This is a genomic window from Corynebacterium sp. KPL2895 (assembly GCF_040225815.1).
GTDB lineage: Bacteria > Actinomycetota > Actinomycetes > Mycobacteriales > Mycobacteriaceae > Corynebacterium > Corynebacterium rhinophilum.
The window spans coordinates 37,050-55,351 of the sequence record NZ_JBEHFY010000002.1 but is presented as its reverse complement, the minus strand read 5'-3'; the positions used below and the strand labels follow the sequence as shown (position 1 = coordinate 55,351).

Annotated in this window: 16 protein-coding genes; 7 read left to right on the top strand and 9 right to left on the bottom strand. The window is 58.5% G+C overall.

Annotation, left to right across the window (positions count from 1 at the left end; all coding sequences use genetic code 11):
• Window position 1: 1 nt before the first annotated feature.
• The 4 genes from nrfD to pcp are packed head-to-tail and all read right to left on the bottom strand — an operon-like array spanning window position 2 to window position 6,095.
• A complete protein-coding gene (gene nrfD, locus ABRP95_RS01250) occupies window positions 2-1,117 on the bottom strand; it encodes an NrfD/PsrC family molybdoenzyme membrane anchor subunit (protein WP_284782475.1) in 1,116 nt (371 codons plus the stop codon).
• Window positions 1,114-2,172, bottom strand: coding sequence for a 4Fe-4S dicluster domain-containing protein (locus tag ABRP95_RS01245; RefSeq protein WP_284850348.1), 1,059 nt, complete (start codon window positions 2,170-2,172; stop codon window positions 1,114-1,116). Before ABRP95_RS01245 ends, nrfD begins: the two co-directional genes overlap by 4 nt.
• Entirely contained in the window at window positions 2,173-5,448 is a 3,276-nt protein-coding gene (gene fdnG / locus ABRP95_RS01240) for a formate dehydrogenase-N subunit alpha (RefSeq protein WP_349838822.1), read from the bottom strand. It abuts the gene before it with no gap.
• A 47-nt stretch (window positions 5,449-5,495) separates the two neighbouring features.
• Window positions 5,496-6,095 carry a pyroglutamyl-peptidase I gene (gene pcp / locus ABRP95_RS01235; RefSeq protein WP_349838821.1) on the bottom strand — a complete coding sequence of 200 codons (600 nt, stop codon included), beginning with the start codon at window positions 6,093-6,095 and terminating at the stop codon, window positions 5,496-5,498.
• Window positions 6,096-6,628: 533 nt separating this feature from the next.
• On the opposite strand from pcp, the gene ABRP95_RS01230 reads away from it, so the two are divergent.
• Window positions 6,629-7,990, top strand: a complete 1,362-nt coding sequence (locus tag ABRP95_RS01230; RefSeq protein WP_284850345.1) for a dicarboxylate/amino acid:cation symporter — start codon at window positions 6,629-6,631, stop codon at window positions 7,988-7,990.
• A 44-nt stretch (window positions 7,991-8,034) separates the two neighbouring features.
• Here ABRP95_RS01230 and ABRP95_RS01225 read toward each other — a convergent pair whose 3' ends face one another.
• The 3 genes from ABRP95_RS01225 to ychF form a co-directional block, all read right to left on the bottom strand.
• Complete coding sequence (locus ABRP95_RS01225) at window positions 8,035-8,949, bottom strand: cation diffusion facilitator family transporter (RefSeq protein ID WP_458773837.1); 915 nt, start codon at window positions 8,947-8,949, stop codon at window positions 8,035-8,037.
• A 309-nt stretch (window positions 8,950-9,258) separates the two neighbouring features.
• Window positions 9,259-9,792 (bottom strand): type 1 glutamine amidotransferase domain-containing protein, encoded by a 534-nt coding sequence (locus tag ABRP95_RS01220; protein WP_005282146.1) that lies wholly within the window; start codon window positions 9,790-9,792, stop codon window positions 9,259-9,261.
• A gap of 98 nt (window positions 9,793-9,890) precedes the next feature.
• The gene (gene ychF / locus ABRP95_RS01215) at window positions 9,891-10,976 is read right to left on the bottom strand and encodes a redox-regulated ATPase YchF (RefSeq protein ID WP_349838820.1); all 1,086 of its coding nucleotides are present in this window, start codon (window positions 10,974-10,976) and stop codon (window positions 9,891-9,893) included.
• Window positions 10,977-11,005: 29 nt separating this feature from the next.
• On the opposite strand from ychF, the gene ABRP95_RS01210 reads away from it, so the two are divergent.
• The 3 genes from ABRP95_RS01210 (at window position 11,006) to ABRP95_RS01200 (ending at window position 14,475) form a co-directional block, all read left to right on the top strand.
• A complete protein-coding gene (locus ABRP95_RS01210) occupies window positions 11,006-12,493 on the top strand; it encodes an AI-2E family transporter (RefSeq protein WP_284850344.1) in 1,488 nt (495 codons plus the stop codon).
• Between the two features lie 36 nt (window positions 12,494-12,529).
• Window positions 12,530-13,600 (top strand): DNA recombination protein RmuC, encoded by a 1,071-nt coding sequence (locus ABRP95_RS01205; protein WP_349838819.1) that lies wholly within the window; start codon window positions 12,530-12,532, stop codon window positions 13,598-13,600.
• A gap of 65 nt (window positions 13,601-13,665) precedes the next feature.
• On the top strand, window positions 13,666-14,475 hold the full coding sequence (locus tag ABRP95_RS01200) for a DUF6542 domain-containing protein (protein ID WP_349838818.1): 810 nt from the start codon (window positions 13,666-13,668) through the stop codon (window positions 14,473-14,475).
• Window positions 14,476-14,550: 75 nt separating this feature from the next.
• Here the strand turns inward: ABRP95_RS01200 and ABRP95_RS01195 are convergent, their stop codons facing one another.
• On the bottom strand, window positions 14,551-15,501 hold the full coding sequence (locus ABRP95_RS01195; protein WP_349838817.1) for a 4-hydroxy-3-methylbut-2-enyl diphosphate reductase: 951 nt from the start codon (window positions 15,499-15,501) through the stop codon (window positions 14,551-14,553).
• Between the two features lie 153 nt (window positions 15,502-15,654).
• Between ABRP95_RS01195 and xseA the strand changes: the two genes are divergently transcribed.
• From xseA to ABRP95_RS01180, 3 genes are read left to right on the top strand one after another with little or no spacing between them, the layout of a single operon-like run.
• Window positions 15,655-16,896, top strand: a complete 1,242-nt coding sequence (xseA, locus tag ABRP95_RS01190) for an exodeoxyribonuclease VII large subunit (protein ID WP_349838816.1) — start codon at window positions 15,655-15,657, stop codon at window positions 16,894-16,896.
• Between the two features lie 24 nt (window positions 16,897-16,920).
• Entirely contained in the window at window positions 16,921-17,199 is a 279-nt protein-coding gene (locus ABRP95_RS01185; protein ID WP_005280052.1) for an exodeoxyribonuclease VII small subunit, read from the top strand.
• The gene (locus tag ABRP95_RS01180) at window positions 17,199-17,579 is read left to right on the top strand and encodes a hypothetical protein (protein ID WP_349838815.1); all 381 of its coding nucleotides are present in this window, start codon (window positions 17,199-17,201) and stop codon (window positions 17,577-17,579) included. The genes ABRP95_RS01185 and ABRP95_RS01180 overlap by 1 nt, the downstream gene beginning before the upstream one ends.
• Here ABRP95_RS01180 and ABRP95_RS01175 read toward each other — a convergent pair.
• Complete coding sequence (locus ABRP95_RS01175) at window positions 17,563-18,132, bottom strand: DUF4245 domain-containing protein (protein ID WP_349838814.1); 570 nt, start codon at window positions 18,130-18,132, stop codon at window positions 17,563-17,565. The genes ABRP95_RS01180 and ABRP95_RS01175 overlap by 17 nt on opposite strands.
• Between the last annotated feature and the right edge of the window lie 170 nt (window positions 18,133-18,302).

Sequence of the window (18,302 nt, the reverse complement as noted above, 5' to 3'; positions counted from 1 at the left end):
GCTAACCTGCGCTGAGCACGTCAGTGGCAAGACCCTGCTCGCGCCGGCGCCGCTCCGCGCGGCGTTTTTGCGGCCCCATCGTGGTAGCCGGGTTCTTGACCGCTTCCAGGCCCGCGTTGAGCACGCCAAAGCGCGTGCACGCAGAACCGGCAAGCAAGGCCAGGCCCGAAGCCACAGACACGGCGCGGGACTTCGTCGCCGCCGCCACCGCACTGCCCACGCCGCCAGAGGCAATCAAGTATTCCGAGGCGCGCATGAGCTTTCCCGGCGTTCCGTGATGCAATTCCTCGCGCGGCTCCGGCTCCATATTGCTTTCAAGCACCTTCGTCGCCGCGATATCGCTGGCCGCAGCTGCCATGCCCAAGGCACGGGCGGGCCCGGCGTGCTTTACCGGAGTGGTCACCATGGCCAGGCCAGAGGCTGCCGCCGAAGCCGAAGATACAAAGACATAGGGCAAGTGCCGCTTCATGTCATTCCACACTGGGTTGGACGTATTAGACAGCAATACCGCCGTATATCCGGCCAACGGGCCACCGAGCACACTAGTGACCACCCCAGCCGGAGTCGCGGCCTTGCCCAGGCTCGCGCGCAGCCACTTCGGCAGCGGCAGCTTCCGCTTGGTCGCGTTATCCACCTCTACCGCGGCCGGAATGGCCGCCGCGGTGGAAAAGCCCGCAAGCAGCCACGATCCGAGCGACATCGGCGAGGTCACCTTGAAGACGCGGAACATATTCAACGCGCGCTCCGGCCGGCCTAGGTCCAAAATCAAAAAGACCGATCCTGCGGCCGCCGCGCCAAAGGCCGCTACCCGCGTGGTCCGGCGCAAAGGTGCGTTGCCTGCGGCCTGTGCACCGGTAGCCAAAAGGCCCGATCCGCCGGCTATACCGCCCAAGAAGAAATACCCACCGATGGGCCACTCCCACGGCGGGGCCTTAACCACGGGCCTGCCGTAGTAGGAAGAAAACTCAAAGTCTTCTGCCATCCGCTCCTCTTTGGAGCCATCCTGCGCACCCGCGCCCGGGCGCTTGCGCTTCTTCTTGCGCTTTGGTCCGTCGAAATTGCGGTAGCGATTCGGCCGCTCCGGTTGCGGTGGCCGGTACTCATCAAAACCGCTCATTTGCGCCCTCCAATCAAAAAGGAACCCGCCACGGCGAGTGCCATCCCACCGATGGCCTTGGCCGCTGTCTTATACATGCTCGGCAAATCCGCAGTGGGCACGCGCGGGTCCGGCGGCAGGCCATAAACCTCTGGCGAATCTAGCAATAAGAAGATAGAGCCGGTTCCGCCCACGCCATCATTGTCATTGGCGCCATAGAGCCGCGCCTCCGTTATTCCCTGCTCGTGCAGGACGCGCACGCGATCCTTCGCCGCGGCCAGCATATCCTCATAGGTACCAAACTGGATAGAATCCGTCGGACACGTCTTGGAACACGCCGGCTGCTCGCCCTGTTTCAGGCGGTCGTAGCACATGGTGCACTTCTGGGCGACGCCCACATTCTTAATCGGCATTGCCTCACCCGGCGTGTGATCCGTGCCTTGGGACTTGCGCTGCTTGAGCTTTTTGAGCACGTTGATGCCGGCGTGCGAATTATCCTGATAATCCACAGTCGCAGTCTTATCGTATTTCAACGACACCCCGCCATCATCGCGGCGTTCGATGACGCCGAAGGGACACCCCGCAACGCAGGTTCCGCAGCCATTGCACACATCATCTTGGACGACCACGGTGCCAAACTCGGTGCGGAAAAGCGCACCCGTTGGACACACATCCAAACACCCTGCATGCGTGCAGTGCTTGCAGACGTCCGAGGACATCAACCACCGGAACGTATCCGTATCCGGCGGCGTGGTATCGACCTCGTCAGGCTTTCCACCGATGGTGGGCATGCCAAGGGAAATAAGCTGTTTTCCCTCTTCACGAGCCTTTTCAATGCGGTCATTGTTTTGTTCCACAAAGGCAACGTGGCGCCACGTATTTGCACCTAGCGCGCCGGTATTGTCATAGGAATTACCGGTGACGTCATATCCCTCTACCGGGTTGCGGTTCCATTCCTTACACGCCACCTCGCAGGCCTTGCAGCCGATGCACACGGACGTATCGGTGAAAAAGGCCATGCGGCGGTAGGAATCATAGCCGTGCCGGCCCGCGTCCTCGGTCAGTAGATTAGTCATTTACTTACCTTCTTCGCCTTCGCTTGCCGTCTCATCATCACTACTATCTGCCCCAGACTGACCATGCTTTTCGGGCTCGGGGTTATAGGTAAACGAGTCAGGAATCGACAACAAATCATTGCCGGAATCAACGCTTAACTGCGCCCGCTCCTGGTATTGCTTGAGCAGCTTCAAGCGGCCTTCTCCCCTAGGCCTGCGGCCCGGCTGGATATCGCAGGCGCCGATCTTTGAGTTCTGAATGAACACATTCGGCTCGAGCGTAAGACCCAAGAGATCGTTGGCACCGTCACCGGCCACAGCGGTGGTCTCGGACTCGCCGTAGTGGAAGGGCAGGCCAATCTGGTGGAATTCTTCCCCATTGATCTTCAGCATCTGCATGCGATCGGTGACCAAGACCTGCGCCTCAATCACGCCGCGCGGCGAGATAATCGTCGCCCACTCGCCATTTTCCAAGCCGCGCTTTGCGGCCAAGTCCTTATCCACCTCGCAGAATAGGCCCGGCTGCAGCTCCGCCAGATAAGGCAGACGGCGCGACATCGCACCCGAGGTGTACATCTCCGTGAGGCGATAGGTAGAAAATACGAACGGAAAAACCTCCGCACCGGGCATGCCCGGTTCTGGACGCTGCAAGTTGTCCGGGCGCTTGATGGTCAAGCGCGTCGGCGATTGCTGCTGCTTATACAGCACGTTGGTCACCGGAGACTCCTGCGGCTCGTAGTGGGTGGGCAAAGGGCCATCGGAAAGCCCGGAAGGCGCAAAGAGCCACCCGCGACCGTCCGCCTGCATGATGAAGGCGTCCGTGCCATCAAGGGCGTCCGGACCGACGGCATCGGCGGGAGCCTTATACTCGGGCGACTTCGTCACCGGGAAGTCAGGGACGTCATCGCCTACCCACTTGCCCTGGGCCTCGTCCCACCACACGTACTTCTTGCGCTCGGACCACGGGGTGCCATCCGGCTTGGCCGATGCACGGTTGTACAAAATGCGGCGGTTAGCAGGCCATACCCAGCCCCACTCGGGCGCGACCTCGTTCTGCTCCGAACCCGGGACCTTGCGCGCGGACTGGTTAACGCCGTCCTTGTACACGCCGGTGTAGATCCAGCAGCCGCCGGAGGTCGTGCCGTCATTCTTCATCTCCACGAAGGTGGGCAAAAGCTCACCCTTCTTGGGCCCATCCAGGTAGTAGCCGTTGATCTCCTTGAGGACATCCTCGGAGTTCGGCTCGCCTTCCTCATTTTCCACGTAATCCCACGTCACCTTCTGGAGCGGGAGATCGCGCGGATCAGTGGAATCGCGCAGGCGTTCCTTCAGCTTCTTGCCCAGCTGGTAGAAGAACCACAGCTCGCTCTTCGCATCGCCTGGCGGCGGCGCCGCTTGGAAGCGCCACTGCAGCATGCGCTGCGTCTGGGTAAAGGTACCGGCCTTTTCCACGTGGGTAGCTGCGGGCATTAAGAAGACTTCGGTCTCGATGTCTTCCGTCTTCAGCTCGCCGTTTTTGATCTCCGGCGCATCCTTCCAAAACGATGCGGTTTCGATTTCCTGGAAATCGCGCACCACTAGCCACTTCAGAGAAGCCAAACCACGGCGCTGCATGCCACCATTGGACTGCGCCACCGCCGGATTCTGGCCAAAGACGAAGTAGCCTTCCACCTGACCATTGAGCATGGCCTGCAGGGTTTCGTAGGTGGAATGCGCGCCGGAAATGCGCGGCATGAGGTCATAGCCCCAGTTATTTTCCTTGGTCGCCGCATCTCCCCAGTAGGACTTCATCAAGGACACGGCGTAATTCTCGCCAATCTGCCAGAAGCCCTTTTGGGACTCATCCCGGATCTCATCCACAAATTCCGGCCACGTCTGCTTTTCCACGCTCGGCATGGGCAGGTAGCCGGGCAGGGAGTGGAAGAGCGTCGGGATATCCGTGGATCCCTGAATGGAGGCATGCCCGCGCAGGGCCATGATTCCGGAGCCCGGACGGCCCACATTGCCCATCAAGAGCTGCAAAATGGCAGCGGTACGGATGAACTGCGCGCCCAAGGTGTGCTGGGTAAAGCCCAAAGCATAGGCGAAACACGTGGTGTGTTCCGGATCCGAATTCTGCGCAATGGAATCCGCCAGGTAGTAGAAGTCTTCCTGCGCGATGCCGCAGGTTTCTTCTACCAGCTCAGGGGTATAGCGCGCATAGTGGCGCTTGAGAATCTGGAAGACCGAATTCGGGTGCTCCAGGGTGTCATCGCGCTCCACATTCCAGGAAGAACCTTCCGGCTTTTGCACGTACTGCCACGAATCGGTCACGTACGTGCCGGTTTCCGGGTCATAGCCAGAAAACAGTCCGTCCAGTTCCTCGGTGTCCTGGTAGTCCTCCGAGATGATCATCGGCGCATTGGTATATGCCACGACATAATCGCGGAAGTACAGTTCATTTTGGAGCATGTAATTAATGACCGCACCCAACAGCACCACGTCGGTACCGCCGCGAATACCAATGTGACGGTTGGAGAACGCAGAGGTACGCGTATACCGCGGATCCACGTGAATAATGCGGGCACCACGCTTTTTAGCTTCTACGACCCACTGGAATCCCACCGGGTGGCACTCGGCCATATTCGAACCCTCAATGACGATGCAATCAGCATTCGCCATATCCTGCAGCGGTTGGGTTGCGCCGCCGCGGCCAAACGAAGTTCCTAAACTAGGAACTGTGGCGGAGTGTCATATGCGCGCCTGGTTTTCGAGCTGCACCGCACCGGCAGCGGTAAAAAGCTTCTTGATGAGGTAGTTTTCCTCGTTATCCAAGGTCGCGCCACCAAGGCCAGCGACACCCATCGTGCGGTTCAACTTCCGCCCCGAGTCGTCGGTGTCTTGCCAGCCCTTCCGGCGCGCTTCCAAGAAACGATCCGCGATCATGTCCATCGCGGTGTCTTCATCCAGCTCCTGCCACTCGGTGGAGTGCGGTGCGCGATATTTAATCTTGGTCAAACGCGTTGCGGAGTTGACCAACTGCTCCGACGCCGAGCCCTTGGGGCACAAACGCCCGCGCGAAATCGGTGAATCCGGATCGCCCTCAATCTGGATGACCCGGTCATCTTTGACGTATACGCGCTGGGCACAACCGACGGCGCAGTATGGGCACACGGATTGCACCACGCGGTCAGCTTCCACTGTGCGCCCGTGCTTTTCCTTACTCTTAGAAGACTGCGTATTGATATCCCTGCCAAAGGGATCGCCGCTACGCAGCTGGCGCACCACCGGCCAGTTGAGAGGACTTAAGCGAGACATGACTTTAAATCTATATTTGGGCGGAAAATTTCTCTAGCAAGGTGACCCTAAGCGTTTTTCGCAACTGCGCTGATCGCGCATTCCACGCCCTGCACGACGTCCGCGAGCTCCAGCATCGGGCTGTTTTCTTTATTCTGCTCCTTAATAAACGGCACGTGGATAAAGCCTGCTTTTACCTGCGTATCTTTGAAATGGTGCAGCAGGCCATAAAACAGGTGGTTGCACACAAACGTTCCCGCGGTGGTCGAGACCCGTGCCGGAATCTCCGCCTCCTGAATCGCTGCGACCATCGCCTTCACCGGCAGGGTGGAAAAGTATGCGACTGGGCCACCTTCAACCACTGGTTCATCGATTGGCTGGTTGCCCGCATTATCCGGAATAGAAGCATCCGCCAAGTTGATGCCTACCCGCTCCGGAGTGATATGCCCACGCCCGCCGGCCTGCCCCAGGCAGACCACCGCGTCCACATCTTCTTCCTCGGCCGCAGCAATTGCCTGTTTCAGTGCTTCACCGAATACCGTTGGCACAGGGTGCTTAATAATCTGCGCGCCGCGGATTTCATCCGGCAGCCTATCCAGCGCGCGTTCTGTAGGGTTAATCTCTTCGCCGCCAAAGGCATCAAAAGCAGTTACCAGAATCTTCATCATTCCAGTATGGCAGCTAACGGTACCCCGCTGCTTTGATTAAGCGCTGTTCTCTTAGTTTGCGCGTAGTACCCAACCGCCCTTCGCGCTCACCGGCAGCGGCTTTCACCGGGGCGCTGCGCTATCGGTGAGCGCGAAGGTGAGGAAGACGAATTCGAGCGGACGGGCAGTGTATTAAATCGAGGGCGACCATTCATCTCCCCTACCCCTCCCTTCGCGCTCACGGGAGATAGGCGAGCCAACCGAGCTGATGCTCGCGGTGAGCGCGAAGGGCGGCGTTGCAGGAGGAGGGATGAAGCGCGGGGTTGCAGGAGGAAGAGATAAAGGGCGGGATGGAGGTCGCAGCTGAAGGTGAAAGCATGAGTGGATACTGAACCGCTTTATCTACAAAGCGGTCAAAGCAATTCACCTGCTGCAAACGAGACCCTTTTTCTTTGCGGTTTGACGTGTGGAATAAAGTGAAACTAGTTGAAGTTGAACAGAACCGTACTCAACAAATAGTCAGACCTGTTCATTTTATTTCTAAAGGACGTTCTATGACACAAAAAGTTTCCTCTCGCTCCAAACTTCCTAGCTGGGCAACGGGGTTTGGCGCGCAAGTCATTGCGGGCCTTATTATCGGCCTCATCCTAGGACTGATCGCATCTGGGATGAATACCGATCCTGACAACCCAGGGTGGTTAACCAACCTGCTCAGCGGTGTCGGTGGCGCCTATGTCCAGCTATTGAAGGTCATGGTTCCGCCGCTTATCTTCGCCGCGGTGGTCACCTCTGTAGCTAACCTGCGCAAGGTTGCCAATGCCGCATCGTTGGCCATTTCTACGTTGGTGTGGTTCGCCATTACGGCGTTCTTCTCCGTCATCGTGGGCATCGTCGTGGCATTAGTCATGAAGCCCGGTGCTGGCACGAGCGTCGATGCATCCGCTGCAGAGGATCCTTCAAGCGTTGGTTCGTGGACTGCCTTCTTTGAGCAGCTCCTGCCACAAAACTTCTTTGGCCTTACCGCCTCTGCCAGCGATGGCGAAATATCGCTGAACTTCGGTGCGCTTCAGCTGCTGGTTATCTCCTTGGCCATTGGCATTGCCGCCGTACAGACCGGTAAGGCAGCCGATCCCTTCCTGCACTTTACGGAGTCCTTCCTCAAGGTCATCCAGAAGGTCCTGTGGTGGATTATCCGCCTGGCACCGATTGGTACCGCAGCGCTTATTGGTAAGGCAGTTGCTACCTACGGCTGGGACGCACTTGGCTCTCTGGGCAAATTCGTCTTGGCAATGTATGTGGGCCTGGCAATCGTCTTCGCCGTGGTCTACCCAGCGGTACTGAAGTTCAACAATATCTCGGTCACGGGCTTCTACAAGCGCATTTGGCCGGTAACGTCCTTGGGCTTTGTCACCCGCTCCTCTATGGGTGTTATGCCCGCAACGCAACGCTTCAGCGAACGCGCCTTGGGCGTTCCCACCGAGTACGCGTCCTTCGCAGTGCCACTCGGTGCCACTACGAAGATGGATGGCTGCGCCTCCGTCTACCCTGCTGTTGCCGCGATTTTCGTCGCGCAATTCTATGGCGTGGACCTAGACTTCACGCAATACCTGCTCATCATTTTCGTCTCCGTTATTGGTTCCGCGGCTACCGCGGGTACCACTGGCGCGACAGTCATGCTCACGCTGACCCTGTCCACGCTGGGCCTTCCTTTGGCCGGCGTTGGTTTGCTGCTGGCCATTGAGCCCATCATTGACATGGGCCGTACGGCACTCAACGTCACGGGTCAGGCATTGTGCGCGACGGTCGTCGCCAAGCGCGCGGGCATCCAGAACCAAGAGGTCTGGGATGAAGCCGAAAATGGCGTCAAGCACATCATGGAGGAAGACTCCGACGAGGAAGTAAGCGTCAAGGCTTAATAAACGAAAATAAAGGCCCAGGGCACAGCGCCTTGGGCCTTTATTTATTGCCGGAATGGAAGTGGGCGGCGATGTGCAACACCGGCCGGCTCCACGTGGATAAATACGCTGCATCCGGCGAAAAGCTCGTCGAGGGCAACTTCGACGTCATCGGCAATCTCGTGTGAGTAGAGCACGCTCCAGTCCGCTGGCACCTCCATGGTCAGGTAGACCATTCTTTGCCTGCCGGAGGCTACCGTACGCCGATCCGTGAAAGTCACGGACTTTTCTTTTTCCAGTTCAGCTAAGAGATCCCAAATTTGATCTTGCTCTTCTTGCGGAAGGGCCTCAGAAAGCAGGCTGCTGACGGAATCGCGCAAAATCTTAAATCCCGTCCACAAGATATTGATGCCAACGGCCAAGGCCACAAGCGCATCAAGCCACAACCAGCCCGTGAGATACACCGCAGCCATGCCGGCGAGAACGCCGGCGGAGGTCCACACATCCGTAATCAGGTGGTGCCCATCCGCATTTAGCGTCGCAGACCGGTAGCACTTGCCCGCCTTAATCAGGGCCAAACCGACGCCCAGATTGAGCAACGAGGACAATAGCGACAGCGCTAAGCCCCAACCGCCTTCTTCAACGGGCTGGGGAGTAAAAAGGCGTTGGACTGCGGTGTAGATGATGGCTCCTGCCGCAATGAAAATCATCGCCCCTTCTACCAACGCGGAAATATACTCCGCCTTACCGTGGCCAAAGTGGTGATTATCATCGGCAGGCTTAGCAGCAATACGCAAGGCGCAATAACCCGCGATGGCGGCCACGAGATTCACGAGGGATTCGAGGGCATCAGAGAAGAAACCAACCGAGCCCGTCAGCCATGCCGCCAGGGATTTCAGGACAATTGTCGCCACCGCCGCGGCGATGGACAACATCATAAAGCGCTCTAAAATACGCTGCTCAGTACTTAAAGAAGACAAGGTCTACTACTCTCCCTTCGGCAACCAGAATCAGTCCGAAGGTCTCGTTCGCATCGAATGCCTCGATGCTGAGTGGCCGGGCCTTTAAGCCAGTGTGTCGACCAGTCATCGCGGCGCAGTAAGCGCCGTAGGAACTACTCCCCTTCTAGGTTCAAAGGTTAGCAGACGGCGAGAATCCTTAAACATTCAACCAAATCCTTGATCCACCCTAGCGAACGCGAGGAGCCCATATAGACGAAAAATCTCCCCACGAGCCAGAAGGTTTCTCACACTCTGGCTCGTAGGGAGTAATTAAGGCTTTAGCCTAATTTAGTGCTGACCCTCTGCGAACTCTTCGACCAACTTAGCGTTGAATGCAGGCAGGTCATCCGGGGTACGGGAGGAGACCAAGCCCTGGTCGCAGTGGACCTCTTCGTCAACCCAGGTAGCACCTGCATTGCGGAGATCGGTCTGCAGGGACGGGAAGGACGTCAAGGTACGGCCCTTGAGAGCCTCTGCATCGGCTAGAATCCAGCCGCCGTGGCAGATAGCGCCCAAGGGGCGGTCCTCGCCCATGTGCTTGCGCACGATGCTAACGGCTGCCTCATCCAGGCGGATGAGGTCGGCGTTATTGGTGCCACCAGGCAGGATGATGCCGTCGAAGGTCTCACCCTCGGAGTCCTTGGTCGTAGCATCAACGTTGATCTCGGTACCGTTCTTGCCCGTAATGGTGCCGGCCTTAGGCGCCAGAACCTTTACGGTAGCGCCGGCCTTCTGCACGGCCTCTAGCGGAGAGGTCAGCTCGGAGTCTTCAAAGTCATTCGTAGCAATGATTGCGATCGTCTTGTTTTCTAGCTCAGCCATTATTATGGCCTCCTTATTGTTGTCGGGTACGCAGATAGGATAACTCTACATTCGCGCGCTCGCCACGTTCACTACCGCGACCTGCAACAAGCTAGGTTTTAGCCGCCGATTTTGAAGTCACACACGTCGCCATCGTGCATGATGTAGTCCTTGCCTTCTTGGCGGACCTTGCCGTTGGCTCGCGCTTCGGCCATTGAGCCAGCAGCAACAAGATCGTCGAAGGAGACGATTTCTGCCTTGATGAACTTCTTTTCAAAATCGGTGTGGATTACGCCAGCGGCCTGGGGTGCGGCAGCGCCTTGCTTAATGGTCCACGCGCGGGCTTCCTTTTCACCAGCGGTGAGGTAGGTTTGCAGGCCCAAGGTGGAGAAACCAGCCTTGGCCAAGGTAGCCAAGCCGGGCTCTTCTTGGCCTACTGCCTCGAGCAGCTCGCTTGCCTCGTCCTCATCCAGCTCCAAGAGCTCGGACTCGGTTTGTGCATCGAGGAAAACGCAATCTGCTGGGGCGACGAGCTGGCGCAGTTCGTCCTTCTTGGTGGCATCGGTAAGCACAGCCTCGTCCGAGTTAAAGACATAGAGGAAGGGCTTAGCCGTCATCAGGTGCAGCTCGCGTACGAGGGAAAGATCAATCTCGCCGGTCTTGGCGGCGGCGAAGAGGGTGCGGTCATCCTCTAGGATTTCCTGCGCCTTCTTGGTGGCCTCCACAACAGGCGCCAAGTCCTTATTCTTCCGGGCATCCTTTTCTAGGCGCGGCAGGGCCTTCTCGATGGTCTGCAGATCCGCCAGAATCAGCTCTGTATTAATAACGGAAATGTCATTGCCGGGATCTACCTGGCCATCGACGTGGATGACACTGTCATCAGAAAAGGCGCGGACCACCTGGCAGATAGCGTCGGCCTCGCGGATATTGGCTAGGAAGGCGTTTCCCATACCCTCGCCCTGCGAGGCACCTGCGACGATGCCGGCAATATCCACGAAGGACACGGTCGCCGGCAAGATACGCTCGGAGTTGAACATCTTGGCGAGGGCGTCCAAACGGGGATCCGGCAGCTCCACCAAGCCCACGTTGGGCTCGATGGTGGCGAATGGGTAATTAGCCGCCAAGATTTCGGAACGGGTCAGGGCATTAAACAAAGTGGACTTGCCCACATTGGGCAAGCCGACGATTCCTAGTGTAAGACTCACGGGGCTAATCCTAACGCACCTACCGCGTTATGAGGCAAGATGGTGGGGTGAGTTCTGATAAGCAACCAACACCCGAAAAGCCACAGGCGAGCCCGGGCGATAAGATGGACGGTGACTTCGACACCAACCAATTGGACGACGTATCGCCGCACCCCCCGGGCAATCAGGTCGATCGCTCCGTCATTGCGGGCGAAATGGTGAAATCGACCTCCCTGTGGGCCGTGCGCCTGCTGATAATCGGCGTTTTCCTTTTTGCTGTATATCAGGTCCTGGGTAGCTTCTGGCAGGGCATCCTTCCAGTGCTCTTGGCTCTTATTATCTGTACAGTGCTTAACCCCATGGCGCGTTGGATGCGAACAAAGGGACTACCCGCGGGCCTGGCAGCGATTGTGACAATCCTGCTCTCTTCAGCCGCCGTCGGTGGGCTCATCGCCTCGGTGGCGCCGGACTTCATGCGGCAATCCCAGTCGCTCTACCTACAAACGGTCTCGGGCATCCAGCAGCTCCAGGTTTGGGCCCAGGGTCCACCGTTGAACCTCGATAGCGACGATATGAGCACCTATATTGACGAGGCCGCGGGCTGGTTGCAAGAGCGTGCGGGCGTTATCGCCGGGTCTGTATTTACGGGCATCGGCAATGCCACCTCATTTTTCGTTACGGTGTTCATTGTCTTGGTGCTCACCTTCTTCTTCCTCAAGGACGGCACCAAATTCCTGCCGTGGCTGCGCGATGCCACCGGCCGACGCGCCGGCTGGCACCTCACGGAATTGCTCACGCGCGCCTGGAATACCCTGGGCGGATTCATTCGGGCACAGGCAGTGGTCTCGCTTATCGATGCCATCTTTATCGGCCTCGGCCTCGTGCTTATCGGCGTGCCCTTGGCGATGGCCCTGGCAATCATCACCTTCATCGCCGGCTTCATCCCGTTCGTCGGCGCCATTGTCTCTGGCGCGCTCGCGGTGGTTATCGCCTTAGTGTCTTTGGGCTTTACCCAAGCACTGTTGGTCTTGGGTCTCGTTCTTTTGGTCCAGCAGCTTGAAGGCAATGTCCTCTCGCCGTGGCTGCAGGCGAAGGCCATGAACCTGCACCCAGTCATTGTTTTGGTCTCCGTCATCGTCGGCTCCGCGCTCTTTGGACTCATTGGTGGATTCTTGGCCGTGCCGACCGCCGCCATGATCGCGGTGGCTTATCGCTACGTCCAAGACATGATGAAGCTGCAGTCCGGGGAAAAGCACTCCTCCGAGCTCAACTACTCCACCGTCGCGGGCTACCTCATCGGCCGCTATACCGAAGAGCAAGCGCAGTACAAGCGCGAGCAATGGCGCAAGGTCCCAGAACACGCCAACCCCGATATCGCCGGCGCCGACGCGGCTTCCGATGGCGATTCCACCACGCTCGACGCCTCCGTCGACGTCGATTCCACCCCGGAGGACTATGACGAACCGAGCATGCGCTCCAACCTGCGCCGGGCGCGGGACGCCTTTGAAAATCTTTTGAACGGAGATTCGAAAAAATAGTGTGCTGTGTCGGCAGCACGTGTCATAGTGGATTCCATGACATCCACTTTGCCCGTGCTGCTGCTGTTTATCGGTCTCCTATTGGGCGCCATTCTGGGATGGTTGGCCCACTCTCATTCCACCTCCCGCTCCGCACCGAGCGAGGAGCACCGGGCGCTGCAAGAATCCCAGCGCCGCCAGGCCGAGCTGCAACCGCTGGAAAAGGCCATGGACAGGCTTGGATTCCAGCTCCAAGAATTGGAAGAAGATCGCACCGCCCACTTGGCCTCCCTGTCCAGCCAAGTGCAGGCGGTGACCCGCACCTCGTCCCGGCTAACAGAGCGCACAGATCAGCTCGTTACGGCCCTCCGCTCACCCAATGTGCGCGGGCGGTGGGGCGAGATTCAGCTAGAGCGCGTCGTCGAACTCGGCGGCATGAGACGGCACGTAGACTTCGATACCCAAGTCTCTGCCCCCTTAAACGGCCGCATCGTGCGCCCAGACATGCTCATCAACTTGGCCGGTGGCAGGCATATCATCGTCGATGCCAAGGTCCCATTTTCTTCTTACCTCGATGCGCTAGAAACCGAGGATCCAGAAGAACACGCCGGCTACCTGCGCCGCCACGCGCATCAGCTGCGCAGCCACATCCAGGCGTTGTCCCACAAGGACTATATTGAGGCCTTCCAACCCACCCCGGAATTCGTGGTGCTCTTCGTGCCAGCGGATCCCTTCCTCGATGCTGCGTTATCGGTCGATCCTGAGCTCATCGAGTTCGGTTTTGAGCGCAACGTCGTCATCGCCACCCCGAGCTCACTCTTCGCGCTTTTGCGCACGGTAGCTATGGGTTGGCACCAAGAAGATATTTCCACCAAGGCAAAAGAAGTCCAACGCTTGGGACGCGAGCTCTATTCGCGGCTCAATACCCTCTCAGATCACTACGGCAAGGTGGGTCAAAACCTCGAAAAGGCAGTAGAAGCCTATAATTCCACGCTCTCCTCGCTGGATTCGCGCGTGGGCGTGACCGCCCGCAAGCTGCACGAAATGGAGATCCCCGGCCGCACGAACAGGGCACCGCGCGAGCCCTCCCCCATTGATACGTGGCCGCGCGGGACAAATTCTTCATAAATTCTAGGCAGTTTTACTGCGTGGATATAGCCATTGGCCCGCGCCAGACGGTAGGATTTTGCGACGTGTCACTAGCCAAACAACGAAAGCCAACCGCCGCGCAGGGCCTGAGCATGCCGAACATCTCGCTGCTGAAGGGCCTTGGGCTATTGGCGGCACTTTTGCTCACCGGCGCATTGATTTCCATTCTTGCCGGCTCCATAGGCTGGATGTACGTTGCCTTCCTCATCATCAGCTCGCTGCTCATAGCGCTCATCGTTGAGGAGCGGGGATTATTCCTGTCCATCGCGTCCATCCCCATTTTGTACGCGGTAACCGTGGTGACGGCGGGAATCTTCATCACCAAGTCCAATGCTCCAGAAGGCACCAGTTTTTCTAAAACGTCGCTGCTCACCTCGGTGTATCCGCTGGTCCAGAACTTCGTGTGGTTGCTTATCGCGGTTCTCGGCGCGACGGCAATCGGCGTTTTGCGCTGGATTCGCTTCCGCAAGGCCGCACAGCGCGCTGTGAATCAGCAAAGGGTCTCGCGGCGCGCGGACATGAAGCGGGATCGTCAGAACCGCGCTGAGCGGCTTTCCGTGGCGGAACTCATGGCGCGTAATAGATCCGAAAACCCGCAGGCCTCATCCCCACGCGCCTCTCGCCGCAGATCGCATGCACAGGCGCAACCTCCGCAGAAGCCGCAGGACCGCATCCGCGGCCGCGACCGAGAAGAGCGTCGTCGCGAGCAACAGGCGGAACGCGAAAATCGCTTGCAACCCGATCCGAACCGGCGCGCGGGAGACGTGATACCACCGGCCCCCGAAACAGGTCCCACTTCCTCGATAAAAGACACTGCCAAGAAGCAGCGCTGGGACGATAACCTCTACGAATAAACTAAACCGTGAGCCCCCGGCACTCTTTAAGAGGCCACCAGGCTCACGGTTATCGTTGTTTTAGGCGTTGCAGCGCTAGGTGCGCGCGGGACGCAGAACACGCGGCAGCGCAAAGGTAATGGATTCCGTAGAGGTGGTTACTTGCTCCACGTCATTAAAGCCGCGATCATCCAAGTATTCGAGTACTTCGCGCACCAAGAGTTCCGGCACGGAGGCGCCACAGGTCACACCAACGGTCTCTACGCCGTCTAACCACGATTCATCGATTTCTGCGGCGAAGTCCACCAAGTGGGAGTCGCGCGCGCCTGCCTCGAGTGCGACTTCTACGAGGCGCACCGAGTTGGACGAGTTTTTTGACCCCACCACGATCATCAGATCGCACTTCGGCGCGATGGCCTTGACGGACTCTTGCCGGTTTTGGGTGGCGTAGCAAATATCATCTGATGGCGGGTTTTCCAGGTGCGGGAAACGCTCGCGCAGTTTATTGACGATGACGACGGTCTCATCCACCGAGAGCGTGGTCTGCGAAAGCCAGATGAGTTTTTCATCCTGCAAGTAATCTGGCAGCTTGTCCACGCCGTCGACGCCATCGACCAGGTGTGTGACATCGGGGGCCTCTCCCGCGGTGCCCTCTACCTCTTCGTGGCCTTCATGACCCACGAGGAGGATGTGGTAACCATCGCGCTCGAAGCGCTGGGCTTCCTTGTGCACCTTGGTAACCAAGGGGCAGGTGGCATCCAGGGTCAATTGCTTGCGCTCTTGCGCCTGATTGCGCACCGCCGGGGAGATGCCGTGGGCAGAGAATACGAGGTGAGCACCCTCTGGGGCTTCGGATGCCTCTTCAACGAAGATGACTCCGCGCTTGGCCAGAGATTCAACGACATAACGGTTGTGGACGATTTGCTTGCGCACATAAATGGGTGCGCCGTATTTTTCTAGCGCCTTTTCTACAGTCTCGACGGCGCGGTCCACTCCAGCGCAGTAACCGCGCGGTGCCGCGAGGAGAACATTTTTACCATCAGTCATGCCTCCCAGAGTATCGAAAGGTAAAGCAAAACAATAGTAAGGGCTATCCAGCAGCAAAAGCGCCCATCTAGGCCACCCAAGCGGGGCGGTGCTTGTCCGGAGCACCTACACTAAAAGGCACCGTATGGTGCTGTAGATGGAAAGGGTGGCTGCGTGAACCAACCGGCAAATACTCCAGAGACCCCGTGGCCTGTAGGCCAGGTCAATGACCAGGTGAAGGGGTGGATCGAGCGCCTTGGATATCTGTGGGTGGAAGGCCAATTAACGCAGATCAATTACAAGCCCACGTGGAAGCTGTCTTATCTCACCCTGCGCGATGTGCAGCAGGAAAAGTCGGTGCAATTGACCTGCTCTTCCTCAATGCTGCACAACCTACCTACACCGCTGAAGGATGGCGACCGCGTCATCGTGCACGGCAAGCCCGCGTTTTATGCCGGCCGCGGATCCTTTTCCTTGTGGACCACAGAGATCCGGCACGTGGGCATCGGCGATTTATTGGCGCGCATTGAAAAGCTGCGCGCACAGCTCGCCGCAGAAGGCCTCTTTGATCCCGCGCGCAAGCGCCCACTTCCCTATCTCCCGCAGAAGATCGGCCTGATTACTGGCCGCGGTTCTGCCGCCGAGCGCGATGTCATGGCGGTCGCCCGCGACCGGTGGCCGGCCGTGCAATTCCGCGTCATCAATACCGCTGTTCAGGGGGCAAATACCGTCCCCGAAGTGGTTTCGGCCCTGCAGGAGCTCGACGCCGATGCGGAGATCGATGTCATCATCATCGCCCGTGGCGGCGGTTCTGTCGAAGACCTTTTGCCTTTTTCTGAAGAAGCCCTGCAACGTGCCGTCGTGGCCGCCAGCACGCCGGTGGTCTCCGCGATTGGCCACGAGCCGGATAGCCCGGTGCTGGATAATGTCGCAGACTTACGCGCGGCTACACCCACGGACGCCGCCAAGCGCGTGGTCCCTTCGGTGACAGAGGAACGGGCGGTTATCGCAGAGGCGCGTTCCCGCATGGCAGCGGCGTTGCGCGGCTGGGTAGAACGCGAGCGCCGTGGATTAGATAATATCCGTTCCCGGCCGGTATTGGCCGATCCGATGACCCCGATCCACGCTCGGCGTGAAGAAGTCGAGCGCATGCGTACGAGTATGCGCCGCGAATTGCGGGTGTTGTTAGACCGCGAGACCCGGCACGTGGAGTCCCTTCGCGCACGGGTTTCTGCTTTAGGCCCTTCGGCGACGCTTGCCCGTGGGTATTCTATTGTTCAAGTCTTGCCCAAAGATGGCAGCGATCCGGAGGTAGTCAGCTCTTATGAGCAATCACCGCCCGGCGCGCAATTGCGCATTCGCGTGGGCGATGGTTCCATCACCGCCGTATCCATGGCCTCCCAGGCCGCCGATTAGCCAGAAATAGTAGGAGAATTGCTGATGTCAGATGAAACCATTGGTTCCGGCCAGCCGGGCCAGGATGCCTTTACTCCCGTAGAGGAATTGAGCTACGAACAGGCGCGCGATGAGCTCATTGAAACCGTCAAGATTCTAGAGCTCGGCCAAATGGGCTTGGACGAGTCCCTGAAGTACTGGGAGCGCGGCGAGGCACTTGCTCGCACGTGCGAATCCCACTTGGATGGCGCCTCTAAGCGCGTGGAAGATGCTCTCGAAAAGGCGGAAAACAACGAGCAACAGGCCGAGGAGGGTGAAGAGTAATGCAGATTTATGGTTACCCGGGAAAGCGGATTGATTTCGTATCCAAATCGGCATCGGCAGGCTCCATCATGGGCGGCGATTCCCGCGCGTTGGTAGAGGAATTTTTCGGGCCGGCGCATACCATCACCCAGGTTTCGACCACCGAGGAGGAACTGAGTTACTTTTCCCAGTCCATCGTGCTGCTGCTTGCCGATGCCAAGGTGGTCCAAGTCTCCATCTACCCGCAGCGTTCCCAGCGCGAGCGCGTGGACGTCTACCTAGAAAAGACGCGCCTGAGCGGGCTAGATGCGGCTGCCTTGGAAGAAGCCGCCGGTGATACTGAGGGAATCACGGTGAAAGCAGACGATGAGGGGCTCAGCGAGGTTACTTTCCGCTTATAGGCTTGGCCTTGATGAAGGCCTCGGTGGCGGCGGCGAATTCTTCATCGGGGGCTGCGCCGGAGATGATGAGGCGGGCATCACCTAGGTCAGCGATCCACAAGCGGCGCACTGAATCGTCGTCGCTCGCCAGCACGCGCACTTGGTGGCCGGCTGCCTCGCGCGTGGAGTTCAGCCCGCGATAGTTAGCGTCGTATTTTTCGCCCGCGTCTTCTGCAGAAACCTGGGTTTGGGTGGATTCCACGTAGTTTCCATCTGCGGTAAGCCAGCTGACGACAGTGGCTGTCTCGCCTCCTAGCTGCGAACGTCGGGCCGCATTGGCCTGCCAGCCTTCGGGCATCTGGGGATCTCGGATGGCGCCAACACCGGCGCGGGCCTGCGTATCCAGGAAGGTCTCCTCGTCTACCTCTTGGACTGGGCCTTGCGCTGTTTCCGGATTCACCGAGCAAAGCCCGGTTGCGCCCACCACAAGCAACATCATGAGGACCACTATGGAAAGGGACAAAATGATGTCGCGAGCGCCTTCGAAAATCTTCGGTCTTTGTTCTGCTGCCACGCGCCTTAGTATCGCATGAGCCGCCGTGAAAGTGCCACATGCCTCCCGCGTGTGCACATTCGCGCCGATAATGCTCCCCCGAGAGAGGAAAATCCCCACAAAAGGGGCCCCAAATCGGACCTATTGACACCAAAAAGTGCCAGAATAGGAAAAGTAGAACACTAAGCGCG

Bases quoted from the DNA above. Each gene is read 5' to 3' on its own strand.
- nrfD (WP_284782475.1), bottom strand. From the start codon at position 1,117: ATGAGCGGTTTTGATGAGTACCGGCCACCGCAACCGGAGCGGCCGAAT.
- ABRP95_RS01245 (WP_284850348.1), bottom strand. From the start codon at position 2,172: ATGACTAATCTACTGACCGAGGACGCGGGCCGGCACGGCTATGATTCC.
- pcp (WP_349838821.1), bottom strand. From the start codon at position 6,095: ATGATGAAGATTCTGGTAACTGCTTTTGATGCCTTTGGCGGCGAAGAG.
- ABRP95_RS01230 (WP_284850345.1), top strand. From the start codon at position 6,629: ATGACACAAAAAGTTTCCTCTCGCTCCAAACTTCCTAGCTGGGCAACG.
- ABRP95_RS01220 (WP_005282146.1), bottom strand. From the start codon at position 9,792: ATGGCTGAGCTAGAAAACAAGACGATCGCAATCATTGCTACGAATGAC.
- ABRP95_RS01210 (WP_284850344.1), top strand. From the start codon at position 11,006: ATGAGGCAAGATGGTGGGGTGAGTTCTGATAAGCAACCAACACCCGAA.
- ABRP95_RS01205 (WP_349838819.1), top strand. From the start codon at position 12,530: ATGACATCCACTTTGCCCGTGCTGCTGCTGTTTATCGGTCTCCTATTG.
- ABRP95_RS01195 (WP_349838817.1), bottom strand. From the start codon at position 15,501: ATGACTGATGGTAAAAATGTTCTCCTCGCGGCACCGCGCGGTTACTGC.
- ABRP95_RS01185 (WP_005280052.1), top strand. From the start codon at position 16,921: ATGTCAGATGAAACCATTGGTTCCGGCCAGCCGGGCCAGGATGCCTTT.
- ABRP95_RS01180 (WP_349838815.1), top strand. From the start codon at position 17,199: ATGCAGATTTATGGTTACCCGGGAAAGCGGATTGATTTCGTATCCAAA.